Source organism: Bacillus sp. FSL M7-0791, assembly GCF_038627085.1.
GTDB classification, from domain to species: Bacteria; Bacillota; Bacilli; order Bacillales; family Bacillaceae; genus Bacillus; species Bacillus safensis.
The window spans coordinates 2,853,982-2,868,259 of the sequence record NZ_CP152022.1 but is presented as its reverse complement, the minus strand read 5'-3'; the positions used below and the strand labels follow the sequence as shown (position 1 = coordinate 2,868,259).

Sequence of the window (14,278 nt, the reverse complement as noted above, 5' to 3'; positions counted from 1 at the left end):
AGCCTAACAACACGCGCCCTCTTTTCACATAGATTGTGATGAGAGGAGTGAAGGGATTTGGTGAATTTAACACCTATTACAATTGATGGCCATTCCTTTACAGCGGTCACCGTCAAGCTGCCGAAGACAAATTTCATGGCAGTAACAAATGAACATGGATATATCATGTGCGGTGCACTGGATGTCGGGCTCTTGAATGAAAAGCTTGCAGATAGAGGAATTATTGCAGGAAGAGCAGTTGGTGTAAGAACCATTGAGCAATTGCTCGATGCTCCTTTAGAATCTGTGACATACGCCGCAGAAGCGCTGGGCATCTCAGCTGGAACAATTGGAAGAGATGCATTATTAAAAATGGTGAAATAAAATAGAGAGATGATTCTTATCCCCCCGCCTGTCTGCATACACATGTAATGGAGAAGGGGGGATTTTTTATTGAGAATGAACCGCCGTTATCGCCCCTACAAGAAGGGCCCTTTGCCATTTCGTTACGTCATGCTGCTTGCGATCTTATTCTTTGTGCTCTCAACCGTAATTAGTTTATTTTTTATCAACCGATCCATTAAACCTACCCTTATTCACATTGCTGAACTAGAAACAGAGCGCATCGCCAATCACCTCATACAATATTCAGTCCAAGACTTTGCAGACGATCAGGAGAATATGAAGGATATGGTGGTCATGAATACAAGTGAGAACGGAAAAGTGACGACCATCGATTTTAATGCGCAAGCAACATCGAAAGCAATGGCTGACCTCTCGCGTCATCTTCAAAAAAATTTAGAGGACATTGAAAAGGGGAACTTTCAAAAAGAGGCAAAAGAAGCATTAAAGGATCAAACAGATGGACATGACGGCATTATATATAACATTCCGCTTGGGCAAGCATCCGGAAATGCACTCATCGCCAACCTCGGACCCAAAGTGCCTGTACGTTTTAGTGTGATTGGTGATCCGCATACGGACGTTGAAAAAAACATTAAGCCTTATGGCATTAACAATGCCTTGATTGATATTAGTGTTCTGATCGAGGTCAAGGTAAGAGTCATTATCCCGTTTGCTTCTGAAACAATCGTAGTTAAAAACTCTGTTCCTGTCTCCATACAAGCCGTTCAAGGAGACGTACCAGATTATTATAATGGCAGCGGAACAAACTCAGGTGCTCCATCAATTGTTCTCCCAGAGAAAAAGGAGAAAAAGGAATAACAGCCCAACAATGATTGGGCTGTTATTTACTTTCGTTTCCGTTCAGCTCTTTCCCACGCTCTCAAATGAGGATATGGATCAAATGACCATTCGGTTCTGCCGTTGTCTTTGTACATGCCATAGTGAAGATGAGGCGGAAACTTTCCTGCGGTGCCTGGAGGGCCGTAGCCGGAGCTTCCGACAGACCCAATCACCTGGCCGGGTTCAACAATTTGACCTGTCTTGAGTCCTTTCGCAAAGCCATTTAAGTGCGCGAAGTAATGATAATGATTATGAATATCTCGAATACCTATCCGCCAGCCGCCAAAGCGGTTCCAGCCTTTCATTTCAATCACACCATACGATGTCGCACGAACGGGAAGTCCATAATGGGCAAATAAATCGGTTCCCTCATGAATTCTCCTTCCTCCAAACCCTCTCGCATCTCCCCATGTACTTCGGTAGCTGTAGTCAGCTCCAACCGGAAGAGGAAAAGCATGTTTTCCAAGATCAAGATGGCCGTAGTGCTTATATAGCTTCATAAAAGATGAAATGATTCCAACGGTTTGATCACGTCCATAATAGTCCCATAAGCCAATTTTTAATTGATCAATGCTGCTGCCGTAGTGAAGCAAGTATTGAGCAAACGTGAACAATACATCCTCATCGTCATCGCTGCTTGCTTTGCCATCCCCATTCCCATCAAGACCAATTCCGTCAAACACTTTAATGCTTAAAGGAGAGGTATCCTGTTTATTCGGGTTTTCTGGTCCAATCCACATTTCCCGGGGAATGTAGATGCCAATGACGCCTTTTTGTTTCGGTAAATCTCTTCTGCTTTTTCGAATATTGTGTTCATACTGATCAACTGCAGCAAGTACATACCATGGAACCTGTGTTGTGATGGAGACTTTTTCATATAGGGCCATTCTTTGCTTCAATTCATCTGGCTGTTTGCCCGTCCCTTTTGCATGAACAGGTAAAGGGAGCATTGAAAGAGCAATCATAATGGCTAAAACCACTTTCACAAACGTCCATCTCCTTTCATCGAGCATCATCTTCTACCGTTTAGTGTGGTTAGATCACTCTATTTCATAAGAAGAAAATGTTAGTAATTTTCTTCTGTTTTTTTAGGAGGCTTTTGGGTATTTTTGCAGCTCATTCCCTTGTTGTTCAATCTGTACTATGTTAAAGTGTCTAAAGAAAAGGCTTTAGGCCGAAGATTCAATTTTTTGCAGCTTCTTGGCTGCATCCATCGTATATAGCAGGAAGATTTTTGTAGATGCACCTTTAACGAATTCATATGGAGATGATGGAATTGGCAAAGAAGGAAGAGCACGTAAGAAAACCGGACTGGCTTAAAATTAAGCTGAATACGAATGAAAACTATACCGGTTTAAAGAAAATGATGCGGGAAAACAACCTGCATACCGTTTGTGAGGAAGCAAAATGTCCGAATATTCACGAATGCTGGGCAGTGAGAAGAACCGCTACATTTATGATCCTTGGATCTGTTTGTACGCGCGCATGCCGTTTCTGTGCGGTGAAAACTGGACTTCCAACTGAGCTTGACCTGCAAGAGCCAGAACGCGTGGCAGATTCAGTAGCCTTAATGAACTTAAAGCATGCTGTTATAACAGCGGTTGCAAGGGATGACCAAAAGGATGGCGGCGCAGGTGTGTTCGCTGAAACCGTTCGTGCGATTAGAAGAAAAAGCCCATTCACGACCATTGAAGTTCTCCCTTCAGACATGGGCGGTAATTATGATAATTTGAAGACGTTAATGGACACTCGTCCTGACATTTTAAATCACAACATTGAAACAGTTCGCAGATTAACGCCAAGAGTTCGTGCGCGAGCTACATATGATCGTTCATTAGAATTCTTGCGTCGTGCAAAAGAAATGCAGCCCGATATTCCAACAAAATCAAGCATTATGATTGGACTCGGTGAAACGAAGGAAGAAATCATTGAAGTCATGGATGATCTTCTTGCCAATAACGTGGATATTATGGCGATTGGTCAGTACTTACAGCCTTCGAAAAAGCATTTGAAAGTTCAAAAATACTACCATCCGGATGAGTTTGCAGAGCTAAAGGAAATTGCGATGTCAAAAGGCTTTAGCCACTGTGAAGCTGGGCCGCTTGTGCGCTCTTCCTACCATGCAGATGAACAAGTAAACGAAGCGTCTAAAAAGCGTCAGGCGCAAGCGTAACAAAGAAAACGCCAGAGCTCTCTGGCGTTTTTTCTCGTATTAATTTTGGCCGTAAGGGGTGTTTCTTCTCATCGTTCGGTCGGAATTCGTCATCCCATTTGCATCTTCTTGATTCGATATGTTCCCGCCTTGAGGGGAATATTTCATTTGCTGAATTGTTTTGGTTAAAATTTGGTCAAAATCACGTGAATTGGTTTGAAGACGTGAAAAATTGGCAATGGATTGAAAGTGCTCTGGATTATCAGAGACGTATACATGATAATAACGAGGGAGAACAGAAACCGCCGTTTTCTTTACTTGATCGGCAGATTCATCACGGTTTTTGTTTCCTGTTCGATACACGATGAGTGCATCCTCATCTGTCACAAGTGTGGCTGCATCTTTGATGTTTGGCAGCTGCACCGTTAAACTTGTAATCACGTGGGCAAGATGCTCACGATTTAAAGCAGGGGTTCTTTCTTTCTGATCCGTTACTTGCTGGCGCTGATAACGAACATATCCTGCTCTGTTTGTATCTGCTTCTGGCATGTTGGAATTATTTCCTTCATGACGATCCGACAGACGGATGGTTTTACTTGAAGAATCTTCATCCACTTGCCGGTTCATACCTGATTGAAAGCCGCACCCGCCTAAAAGCATGCTGAGGAGAATCGCGGCTGTCAGTTGTTTCTTCATAAATGTGACCTCCTTTTTCCTTTAGCTTCGGCTAAATCGGAAAAAACATGCTTTAGCAATTGATGGAGTTCTTCCAATGAATTATCATTAAAGATGGATCGTTTAAAAAGAGGTGAGAAGATGATCGTCGTTCAGAATGCTACCTTTGATCTTGTAAGAGATATCAAAGACGGCTTTAATGAAGAAGCGTTTAAAGCAAGGTACTCAGATATTTTAAATAAGTATGATTATATTGTGGGGGACTGGGGCTATAATCAGCTCAGGCTGAAAGGGTTCTTTGATGACCAAAACCAAAAGGCCACATTTGATACTAAAATCAGCACACTCGATGAATACATTTATGAATACTGTAATTTTGGGTGTGCCTATTTTGTCTTAAAGCGAATTAGAAAATAACGCAAAGGGGAGCGTCATAATGTATTTCGTTGACAGAAAAAAGATTGAAGAGACATTACGTTTTTTCGAGGAGCAATATGAGTTGATGCAGAGTCATCAAACATGGACAAGTCCTCTAGAGAAAAAAGCGCTGGAACGAATTGTTCATTTGCTCGTCGAATGTATTCTTGATACCGGAAATGACATGATTGATGGCTTTATTATGCGTGACCCAGGAAGCTATGATGACATCATGGATATACTTGTTGATGAAAAGGTTGTACCAGAAGGAGAAGGAAGTCAGCTGAAAAAGCTTGTCTCATCCCGCAAAACACTTGTGCAGCAATATCAGGAAGTGGTTCATCATGACTTATTGCAGGTGATCAGCGAAGTAGAGCAGGCGCTAGAGGTCTTTCCAAGCCGCATCCGTACCTACTTGGAGCAGGAGCTTGGCCCAGTATCAGCGTTTAAATAAACCATTGGAGTTGTGAGCATCATGAAATACAAAGGCTATTTAATTGATTTAGACGGGACCATGTATAAAGGAACAGAAAAGATCGAAGAAGCAGGTCAATTTGTTCAAAAGTTAAATGAGTTGAACATCCCTTACTTGTTTGTCACGAATAACTCATCACGTACGCCAAAGCAGGTAGCGGAAAAACTCGTTTCATTCGATATCCCAGCAACAGAAGAACAAGTTTTTACAACAAGTATGGCGACGGCTAATTATATTGCTGAGCAAAAGAAAGATGCGTCCGTTTACGTGATCGGTGAAGAAGGAATCAAGCAGGCCGTTGAAGAAAAAGGGCTGACGTTTGGTCAGGAAGACGCTGATTTCGTTGTTGTTGGAATTGATCGTGGCATTACATATGAAAAATTAGCAGTAGGTGCGATTGCCATCCGTCAAGGCGCACAATTTGTCTCAACAAATGGAGATATTGCCATTCCAACAGAAAGAGGGCTTTTGCCAGGGAACGGCTCGTTAACATCTGTACTGACCGTGACGACAACGGTTCAGCCGACATTTATCGGAAAGCCGGAATCCATTATTATGGAACAAGCGATGCGTGTACTTGGGACAGATGTGTCTGAGACGCTCATGGTGGGTGATAACTATGATACGGATATTATGGCAGGAATGAATGCAGGAATGGACACATTACTCGTCCATACAGGTGTGACAACAAAAGAGCTGCTTCAGAAGTATGAAAAGCAACCAACCTATGTCATTGATTCATTATCCGAGTGGATTGAGCGATTATCATAAAAAAAAGAGGACAAGCGTTCGCGCGCGTCCTCTTTTTCTTTATTTCGCATTTCTTGCACTATGTGCCAGCCTGCTTGATGCGGCGGCAGCAATAGCGCCGACAATGTCATCTAAAAAGGTGTGGCATTCGCCTGTGGATTTATCGTTGAGTTTCCCGAGAATTCCTGGTTTTTCTTTATCGATATATCCGTAATTCGTAAAGCCGATCGAACCATAAATATTGACGATAGCAAAGGATAAAATTTCATCAACGCCATACAGGCTCTCGTCCGTTTCAAGTATTGATTGAAGCGGCTCAGTCAGCTTTTTTTGTTCGGCGAGTACGTCTAGTTCGACGCCCGTTAATATCGCATTTTGGACTTCACGTTTTGCGATGACACGCTCCACATTGTGGATGCACTCTGTCATGTCTAAGCCAGGATGATATTTTTCCTGTAAAAAGTAGACAAGGTCTGCTATATCTTGAATGGTTACGCCACGTTCTTGTAAACGGCGTCTTGCTGTTTTTTCTACTTCGTTCATCTCATGATGATGCGGCATGTATTCCTCACCCAATCCTCGTAATTTGTCCACAACGTGTAAAAAGCTTCGGATAGTAAATAGTATTCATAAATCCCTCAACCTGCGACTACGATATGATAAGAGATTGATCATAGGAACGCAGGTGAAAACATGAAAGAAACCATCTATCACACATTTGGTATTGATGTTCGTCAATTTACGCCATATGGCAGTTATCAGAGCTTTCAAACGGCGGAGGCTTTCTTCCTCATTGTTCCTGTGTCTCATTTGCGAGAAGAAGAACTCTCAGAGTTGTATCATATCAGTCAGTATTTACTGAATGCTGGAGACCCATACGTCGCTGTGTTTGAATTAACAAATGAAGAGAAACCCACCTTTACTCATGGGAAGGAGCAGTATGCTTTATTAAAAGCAGCGCCTCCGCTCTCAAGCCGCTCGTTTCAGCAAGCGTCAGAACTGGCATCCTTCCATGTCAGGGGAAGAGGATTTCCATATGAAGTATCCGAAACAAAACGTGTCGGTGCCTGGAAGGAATTATGGGCAAAACGATTAGATCAGCTTGAAGGCTTTTGGATGCAGCAAATGCATCAAAAACCGCTGGAACGGTTTGAACAAAAATTCATTGAATCGTTTCCGTATTATCTTGGATTAACGGAGAATGCCATTCAATATTTAGTCGATACTGAGCTTGATGATGAACCGAAAGAAGGTGACTCGGGCACTGTCTGTCATCAGCGCTTTTCACGTATGACATGGCCGCATGAGCAGCCGCTGCGTTTACCTGTGGATTGGGTCTTTGATCATCCAACCCGTGATATTGCTGAATACTTAAGAGAAACCTTTGTACAGCATAAGGAAGATTTAATTGAAGAAGGCTTTTCCTTTCTTCAGCAATATGAGGAGGTGACACCTCTTTCCTCCTTTTCAAAGCGTTTGTTATACAGCCGCCTGCTGTTCCCGCTTCATTACTTTGAAATTGTAGAAGGCTACTACATGTCGGGAGAAAATGAAAAGTCATATTATGAAGAGCGGTTAGATTACGTCTTAAATGATGCCAATCGCTATGAATACTTTCTGAAGATCTTTCAAGAAATGAGTGCCATGCGAAGCGGCGGGAGCCCCATTCCGGCTGTTGGCTGGATTCAGCCTGCAGCTGATTTGAAGTTTCAGTGAACAGACGAAACGTCTCTTTTCTCTTGAGGCGTTTTTCGTTATGCTTAAAGAAATCGATAAAAGGAGTGTTCTTCTTGACGAAACCTTACGTCTATATCACAAGAAAACTGGATGAAGCATCACTTACACCATTAAAAGAAGTCGCTCATGTTGAGATGTGGCCAAGCGAGGATGAGCCGTGTCCAAGAGAAGAGTTAGAAACACAAGCTGCTAAAGCGGATGCGCTTCTCACCATGCTGTCAGATCAAATAGATGAGCCGCTTTTATCAAAGGCTCCAAATATCAAGGTGGTCGCAAACCTTGCTGTTGGCTATGACAATATTGATCTTGAAGCAGCCAAAAAGCACGGAATCACCGTATGTCATACACCAGACGTCTTAACAGAATCGACGGCTGATTTAGCCTTTGCCCTTCTGATGGCATCAGCTAGACGCATTGTCGAGGCGAGTGATTGGATTAAGGATGGAAACTGGACAGGCTGGGGGCCGCTTCTTCTTGCCGGTGCTGATGTTCATCACAAAACGCTCGGGATTGTCGGAATGGGCAGCATTGGAACAGCACTTGCCAAGCGGGCCAAAGGCTTTAATATGAATGTCCTTTATCATAATCGTTCAAGAAAACCCGAGGCAGAAGCGCAGCTTGGCGTGACCTATGCGGCTTTTGAGGAACTGCTCAAGCAGTCTGATTTCATCGTCTGTCTGACGCCGTTAACCCCGGAAACGAAAGACATGTTTAATGAAAAAGCATTTGATCTGATGAAGAACTCTGCTTATTTCATTAACGTATCAAGAGGACAGACTGTGGATGAGGATGCTTTATACGAGGCTGTCACAACAGGAAAAATTGCCGGCGCTGGTCTGGATGTATTTAGAGAGGAACCTGTCAGTCCGTCTCATCCGTTAACGACATTACCTAACGTTACAGTTCTCCCTCATATTGGAAGTGCTAGTGTCGAAACGAGAAAAACGATGATGCGTTTATGTGCTGAAAATATTGCGCTTGTCTTACAAGACGAGCCAGCCAAAACGCCGGTTCGTTCATAATATAAGGCTTCCCGGCTTTCGGGAGCTTTTCTGACAAAAATTTTTTGAAAATATAGAATCTTGATGTAAATAGCTGTTAAGCGGTTTCATTCTGACAATCTCTTATTTTATTACCTTGTCAAAATGAGGATACCCCTTTATAATGTGTGTACATTGAATGTCTGTGTAAGGTTAACAAATGTCTTTTTAGAGAGGACATTTATGGAGAAAGGTGGAATTTCAGGTGAAGGCAATTCGAGTTGGGCTATTAGGATTAGGAACAGTGGGAAGCGGTGTCGTAAAAATTATCCAAGACCATCAGGATAAATTAATGCACCAAATCGGCTGTCCGGTATTAATACAAAAAGTGCTTGTGAGCAATCCCGATAAAAAAAGAGATGTGGATGTCGCAAGAGAGGTCTTCACAACTGAAGTATACGATGTGATTAGAGATCCAGAGGTCGACGTCATCATTGAAGTGATGGGCGGCATTGAAGAGACTAAACAATATTTAATAGATGCGTTGAATGAGAAGAAGCATGTCATTACAGCCAATAAAGATTTAATGGCGCTTTACGGTACGGAGCTTTTACATGTAGCGCAAGAAAATGGCTGTGATCTTTATTATGAAGCAAGTGTCGCCGGAGGAATTCCGATTCTGCGCACGCTGGAGGAAGGGCTGGCCTCTGACCGAATCACGAAGATGATGGGGATTGTGAACGGTACAACGAATTTTATTTTAACGAAAATGAATGTCGATAAAAGCGCATATGAGGATGTCTTAAAAGAAGCACAGGATTTAGGCTTTGCAGAAGCAGACCCGACAGCTGATGTAGAAGGACTGGATGCAGCAAGGAAAATGGCGATTCTTGCAAGGCTCGGCTTTTCTATGAATGTAGATTTAGAGGACGTCAAGGTGAAAGGTATTTCTGATATCTCTGATGAGGATATTAATTTCAGTAAGCGGTTTGGCTATACAATGAAGCTGATCGGCATTGCTCAGAGAGACGGAGAGAAAGTGGAGGTCAGCGTTCAGCCAACCTTACTTCCTGATCATCATCCATTATCATCCGTCAACAATGAATTTAATGCAGTGTATGTCTACGGAAGTGCTGTAGGAGAAACGATGTTTTACGGACCTGGAGCAGGAAGTCTGCCAACAGCAACAGCTGTTGTATCAGACTTAGTGGCAGTGATGAAAAACATGCGCCTTGGCGTGAACGGAAGCGGATTTATCGCACCGCAGTTTGAGAAGAAGATCAAATCCTCATCAGAAATATTTGCTCAGCAATTTTTAAGAATTCATGTTAGAGATCAAGTCGGGGCATTCTCCCGCATTACATCTATTTTTTCTGAAAGAGGCATCAGTTTTGAAAAGATCCTTCAGCTTCCTGTGAAAGGACATGATGAGCTGGCTGAAATTGTGATTATTACACATCAGACCTCAGAAGAAGATTTCTCAAATATCCTGCAAAAATTAAACGACCTCGACGTGGTGGTTCAAGTGAAGAGCACGTACCGAGTAGAAGGGAACGGTTTAAGCTGATGAAATGGAATGGACTCATTGAAGAATTTCAAGAATTCTTACCAGTAAACGAATCTACACCTAAACTAACATTAAATGAAGGGAATACACCGCTGATCCATCTCGCCAAGCTTTCAGAAAAGCTGGGAATCGAGCTTCATGTGAAAACAGAAGGCGTCAATCCAACAGGTTCTTTCAAGGATCGAGGAATGGTCATGGCTGTTGCAAAGGCTAAAGAGGAAGGCAACGATACAATCATGTGTGCTTCAACAGGGAATACCTCTGCAGCAGCAGCGGCTTATGCAGCCCGTGCGGATATGAAATGTATTGTCATCATTCCTGACGGGAAAATTGCCTTCGGTAAGCTTGCACAGGCGGTCATGTACGGAGCAGAGATCATTGCCATTGACGGCAACTTTGATGATGCACTGAAAATCGTCCGCAGCATCTGTGAAAAAGCACCGATTGCCCTTGTTAATTCGGTCAATCCTTATCGAATTGAAGGACAAAAGACAGCAGCATTTGAAATCTGTGAGCAGCTAGGCTCTGCCCCGGACGTACTGGCGATTCCTGTTGGTAATGCCGGGAACATCACGGCCTACTGGAAAGGCTTCAAGGAATATCACGAGAAAAAAGGAACTGGACTGCCTGTCATGCGTGGTTTTGAAGCAGAAGGTGCAGCGGCAATCGTTCGAAATGAAGTGATTGAGCAGCCAGAAACAGTGGCAACGGCAATCCGTATCGGAAATCCAGCGAGCTGGAAACAAGCTGTGGCAGCCGCGGATGAATCAAACGGTAAGATTGATGAAGTAACTGATGAAGAAATTCTTCATGCATATCAATTGATTGCACGTGAGGAAGGTGTGTTTGCAGAGCCGGGCTCATGTGCGTCGATTGCAGGCGTGTTAAAGCAGGTGAAATCTGGAGAAATCAAGCCAGGCAGTAAAGTTGTTGCAGTACTAACAGGCAACGGACTGAAAGATCCAAATACGGCTATCGATATTTCACAAATCAAGCCGGTCACACTTGATGCAGATGAAGATCAAATTCTTGAACACTTAGAAAAGGCCGCACGCGTATGAGTGAAGCCTCCATGCTTTTTTCAATCACAGTACCGGGAAGCACTGCCAATTTAGGACCAGGCTTTGATTCAGTTGGAATGGCGCTCAGCCGCTATTTAAAGCTATCGGTCTATGACCATGATAGCTGGCTGTTTGAAGCAGAAACAGATGTCGTGTCTGGGATTCCAACAGGCACCGACAACCTGATTTACCAAACAGCCAAAAAGGTCGCAGATGACTTTGGAAAAACACTCCCGCCTGTTTATGTCAAAGTGTGGAGTGATATTCCATTGGCACGGGGGCTTGGCAGCAGTGCTGCTGCCATCGTGGCCGCCATTGAACTCTCCAATCAGCTTCTTGAATTAAACATGACAGATGATCAGAAGCTCTTTTATGCAAGTGAGGTAGAAGGTCATCCAGATAATGCGGGTGCCTCTTTATTTGGTGGTTTACTGATTGGTCTCCATGAAGAAGACAAAACACATGCCGTTAAAGTGCAGCATGTGGATGTAGATGTCGTCGTGGTGATTCCTTTTTACGAAGTGCTGACAAAGGATGCCCGTGATGTCCTGCCAGAGGACTTCTCCTATAAACATGCCGTCAGTGCGAGTGCTGTGAGCAACGTCCTTGTTGCCGCCTTAATGACGCAAAACTGGCCGCTTGTTGGAGAAATGATGAATAAGGATTTATTTCATCAGCCTTACCGCACAATGCTCGTTCCAGAGCTGTCGAAGGTAGAGCATGTCGCTTCGCTCAAAGGAGCGTATGGAACGGCTTTGAGCGGTGCTGGGCCGACGATCCTCACCTTAGTGGAAAAAGGGAAGGGAGAAGCGCTGAAAGAGCAGCTAGCCCAAAATTTCCCGCATTGCGAAGTCGATTTACTGACGGTGCCAGTAGAAGGGGTCGTCGTGGAGCATCATCCTGTTAATCAAGTAAAGAACGTGCTGTGAATCTGCACGTTCGCAGCGTGTAGACAAACCCTCGCATTCTTTGTCAGTCCTATGCGCTGGTGCTCACGAATGTTAAATTCGCTCTGCGCCAGTGCTCGTTCTTCCTAGACTGCAAAGGTTTTTAGGTCACGCTGAAAAGAAGAAAAAGAGCTAAAATAAAGATCATTTTAGCCCTTTTTCAACAATCTGAGAACGTGCTATGAATCTGCACGTTCTTTTTTATGCTTGTTTTTATGGGAAGAAGCAGGGATTATTATTTAGAGGATCGAACTATTTTTTAAGCAGAAAAGGGGGAGGTACGTTTATGAAGAAATTGATGACGGCAGAAGATTTAACGAAGATTGTTTCTGTTTCTCATCCGGTTTATTCACCAGATGGAAAAAAGGCAGTCTTTACAAAAGTCTCTGTGAATGAGAAAAAGGACGATTACAACATCCATTTATGGGTTCGAGATGAAAAGACAGAGGAGCTGGCACAATGGACATTTGAGGATGGAAAGCATCATCAGCCAGTTTGGTCAAAAGATAGCAGGCAGCTTGCTTTTATTTTACAAAAGCCAAAGGAAGTCCCTCAGCTGGCGCTCATGAAGAGCGAAGGAGGCGGCGTGCGAACCTTAACGACTATTCCTTACGGAGTATCTCATCCTGTTTTTTCCCCAGATGGCGCTTTTCTTTATACGGCTGTGTCATTGAAACAATCAGAATCTGTTCATGATGAAAAAAAGGAAGAGCAAGATGACTTTGCTCCAGCGGTATATGATGATTTGACCTATAAAGCAGATGGAAGAGGCTTTTTAGATGGACGTGTCACGCAGATTGTGAAGGTGGATATCGATTCAGGAGAGATAGAGCCTGTCACGAGCGAGCAGGTTCATCATATGAATCATACGGTTTCTCCTTGCGGCAAATGGCTTGCCTTTATTCAATTAAATCCGCAGATACCTTACATAAGTGACGTGTGTCTTCTGTCATTAGAAGATGGTCAGACAAAAAAGATCACACAAGCAAACGGCGCTTATTCGACCGTATCTTTTTCTCCAAATGGAGAGAGTCTTTTGTATATTGGACATGAGCGCGAATTTCAAAATGCCACCTTCCCATCAATATGGCTGTATGATTTGAAGGAAGAAAAGGCGGTTCAACTGTCAGAAGTGCTCGATATATATGTTGGGAACTGTATGGCAGGAGATAGCGTGATGGGAGAGGTCTATCAGCTTCCGCAGTGGACAAAGGACAGCCAAGGGTTTTATGCGCTTGTTTCTGATCAAGGCAGTACAGGGATTTATTATTTCTCTATTGAAGGTTTAGCCTATCCTGTTCGACTAGAGGCGGAACATATCACCAATTTCAGCCTTCATCCAGATGAATCCAAACTACTGCTCAGCCGGCTTACACCTGTTTCACCAAGCGAGCTGTATGAGATGACATTAGGGGAGACAGAACTAAAGCAAATCACGTTTGAGCATCATGATTTTCTAAAGGAGCATATCGTATCCGAACCTGAACCATTTTCTTTTCAGTCAAAAGATGGCGACGAAGTGCATGGCTGGTTTATGAAGCCTTCCAAGATGGAAGAGGGGAAAAAATATCCGCTCATTCTAGAGGTTCATGGCGGACCGCATGCGATGTATGGTCATACGTATTTTCATGAATTTCAAATGCTCGCTTCTGAAGGCTATGCCATCGTGTATATCAACCCGCATGGCAGTCATGGATATGGACAGATGTTTACTGACCGTGTGAGAGGAAACTATGGTGACGTTGATTATGACGATGTCATGCAGGCTGTTGATCATGTGCTCAAAGCCTATGATTTCCTTGATGAAACAAGACTTGGCGTGACAGGCGGCAGCTATGGGGGTTTTATGACCAACTGGATTGTCGGTCAGACCGACCGCTTTCGCGCAGCTGTCACACAGCGCTCCATTTCAAACTGGATTAGCTTTTACGGTATCAGTGATATCGGTTATTTCTTTACAAGGTGGCAGATTGATGGGGATATTTATGACTCTGTCGATAAGCTATGGGATCGCTCTCCGCTAAAATATGTGAAGCAGATGAACACACCGCTTCTCATCTTGCACAGCGATGAAGATTATCGCTGCCCAGTTGATCAAGCAGAGCAGCTTTTTGTGGCCTTGAAGGAGCTTGGGAAAGACACAAGATTGGTCAAATTCCCGAAGGCATCTCATGATCTATCCAGAAGCGGCCACCCGGGGCAGCGTATTCAAAGACTGACTTTTATAAAGGAATGGTTTAGAGAAAAGCTAGCCTAATAAAAAACGACCCAAATCGGGTCGTTTTCATGTCAT

At 43.5% G+C, this 14,278-nt stretch carries 15 protein-coding genes; 12 read left to right on the top strand and 3 right to left on the bottom strand.

What is annotated here, in order from left to right; translation table 11 throughout:
* Positions 1-57: 57 nt before the first annotated feature.
* Complete coding sequence (locus tag MHI08_RS14845) at positions 58-363, top strand: DUF1805 domain-containing protein (protein WP_024425980.1); 306 nt, start codon at positions 58-60, stop codon at positions 361-363.
* 69 nt (positions 364-432) lie between these two features.
* On the top strand, positions 433-1,203 hold the full coding sequence (yunB, locus tag MHI08_RS14840; RefSeq protein ID WP_080701219.1) for a sporulation protein YunB: 771 nt from the start codon (positions 433-435) through the stop codon (positions 1,201-1,203).
* Between the two features lie 26 nt (positions 1,204-1,229).
* Here the strand turns inward: yunB and MHI08_RS14835 are convergent, their stop codons facing one another.
* Positions 1,230-2,174 (bottom strand): M23 family metallopeptidase, encoded by a 945-nt coding sequence (locus MHI08_RS14835; protein WP_229137106.1) that lies wholly within the window; start codon positions 2,172-2,174, stop codon positions 1,230-1,232.
* A gap of 326 nt (positions 2,175-2,500) precedes the next feature.
* On the opposite strand from MHI08_RS14835, the gene lipA reads away from it, so the two are divergent.
* Complete coding sequence (lipA, locus tag MHI08_RS14830) at positions 2,501-3,397, top strand: lipoyl synthase (RefSeq protein WP_008360456.1); 897 nt, start codon at positions 2,501-2,503, stop codon at positions 3,395-3,397.
* 39 nt (positions 3,398-3,436) lie between these two features.
* Here lipA and MHI08_RS14825 read toward each other — a convergent pair whose 3' ends face one another.
* Positions 3,437-4,072: a YhcN/YlaJ family sporulation lipoprotein gene (locus MHI08_RS14825; protein ID WP_087976184.1), complete on the bottom strand. Its 636-nt coding sequence runs from the start codon at positions 4,070-4,072 to the stop codon at positions 3,437-3,439.
* A 120-nt stretch (positions 4,073-4,192) separates the two neighbouring features.
* On the opposite strand from MHI08_RS14825, the gene MHI08_RS14820 reads away from it, so the two are divergent.
* From MHI08_RS14820 to MHI08_RS14810, 3 genes are read left to right on the top strand one after another with little or no spacing between them, the layout of a single operon-like run.
* A complete protein-coding gene (locus MHI08_RS14820; RefSeq protein ID WP_024423368.1) occupies positions 4,193-4,468 on the top strand; it encodes a YutD family protein in 276 nt (91 codons plus the stop codon).
* A 19-nt stretch (positions 4,469-4,487) separates the two neighbouring features.
* Positions 4,488-4,922, top strand: a complete 435-nt coding sequence (locus MHI08_RS14815; RefSeq protein ID WP_025094159.1) for a DUF86 domain-containing protein — start codon at positions 4,488-4,490, stop codon at positions 4,920-4,922.
* 18 nt (positions 4,923-4,940) lie between these two features.
* Entirely contained in the window at positions 4,941-5,714 is a 774-nt protein-coding gene (locus MHI08_RS14810; RefSeq protein WP_087976249.1) for a TIGR01457 family HAD-type hydrolase, read from the top strand.
* A gap of 39 nt (positions 5,715-5,753) precedes the next feature.
* On the opposite strand, the gene MHI08_RS14805 is transcribed toward MHI08_RS14810, so the two are convergent.
* Entirely contained in the window at positions 5,754-6,254 is a 501-nt protein-coding gene (locus MHI08_RS14805) for a phosphatidylglycerophosphatase A (RefSeq protein ID WP_041107672.1), read from the bottom strand.
* Positions 6,255-6,386: 132 nt separating this feature from the next.
* On the opposite strand from MHI08_RS14805, the gene yutH reads away from it, so the two are divergent.
* From yutH to MHI08_RS14775, 6 genes are all read left to right on the top strand, one after another.
* Positions 6,387-7,409, top strand: coding sequence for a spore coat putative kinase YutH (yutH, locus tag MHI08_RS14800; protein WP_087976185.1), 1,023 nt, complete (start codon positions 6,387-6,389; stop codon positions 7,407-7,409).
* A 74-nt stretch (positions 7,410-7,483) separates the two neighbouring features.
* Positions 7,484-8,452, top strand: coding sequence for a D-glycerate dehydrogenase (locus tag MHI08_RS14795; RefSeq protein ID WP_342499722.1), 969 nt, complete (start codon positions 7,484-7,486; stop codon positions 8,450-8,452).
* A 223-nt stretch (positions 8,453-8,675) separates the two neighbouring features.
* Positions 8,676-9,977, top strand: coding sequence for a homoserine dehydrogenase (locus MHI08_RS14790; RefSeq protein WP_087976187.1), 1,302 nt, complete (start codon positions 8,676-8,678; stop codon positions 9,975-9,977).
* On the top strand, positions 9,977-11,038 hold the full coding sequence (gene thrC, locus MHI08_RS14785) for a threonine synthase (protein WP_024423361.1): 1,062 nt from the start codon (positions 9,977-9,979) through the stop codon (positions 11,036-11,038). The genes MHI08_RS14790 and thrC overlap by 1 nt, the downstream gene beginning before the upstream one ends.
* The gene (gene thrB / locus MHI08_RS14780) at positions 11,035-11,967 is read left to right on the top strand and encodes a homoserine kinase (protein ID WP_342499721.1); all 933 of its coding nucleotides are present in this window, start codon (positions 11,035-11,037) and stop codon (positions 11,965-11,967) included. Before thrC ends, thrB begins: the two co-directional genes overlap by 4 nt.
* Positions 11,968-12,271: 304 nt before the next feature.
* Positions 12,272-14,242 carry a S9 family peptidase gene (locus MHI08_RS14775; protein ID WP_342499720.1) on the top strand — a complete coding sequence of 657 codons (1,971 nt, stop codon included), beginning with the start codon at positions 12,272-12,274 and terminating at the stop codon, positions 14,240-14,242.
* Positions 14,243-14,278: the final 36 nt, after the last annotated feature.

Coding starts and splice junctions, on each gene's coding strand:
- MHI08_RS14835 (WP_229137106.1), bottom strand. CDS start 2,174: ATGCTCCCTTTACCTGTTCATGCAAAAGGGACGGGCAAACAGCCAGAT.
- MHI08_RS14825 (WP_087976184.1), bottom strand. CDS start 4,072: ATGAAGAAACAACTGACAGCCGCGATTCTCCTCAGCATGCTTTTAGGC.
- MHI08_RS14820 (WP_024423368.1), top strand. CDS start 4,193: ATGATCGTCGTTCAGAATGCTACCTTTGATCTTGTAAGAGATATCAAA.
- MHI08_RS14815 (WP_025094159.1), top strand. CDS start 4,488: ATGTATTTCGTTGACAGAAAAAAGATTGAAGAGACATTACGTTTTTTC.
- MHI08_RS14805 (WP_041107672.1), bottom strand. CDS start 6,254: ATGCCGCATCATCATGAGATGAACGAAGTAGAAAAAACAGCAAGACGC.
- yutH (WP_087976185.1), top strand. CDS start 6,387: ATGAAAGAAACCATCTATCACACATTTGGTATTGATGTTCGTCAATTT.
- thrC (WP_024423361.1), top strand. CDS start 9,977: ATGAAATGGAATGGACTCATTGAAGAATTTCAAGAATTCTTACCAGTA.
- thrB (WP_342499721.1), top strand. CDS start 11,035: ATGAGTGAAGCCTCCATGCTTTTTTCAATCACAGTACCGGGAAGCACT.
- MHI08_RS14775 (WP_342499720.1), top strand. CDS start 12,272: ATGAAGAAATTGATGACGGCAGAAGATTTAACGAAGATTGTTTCTGTT.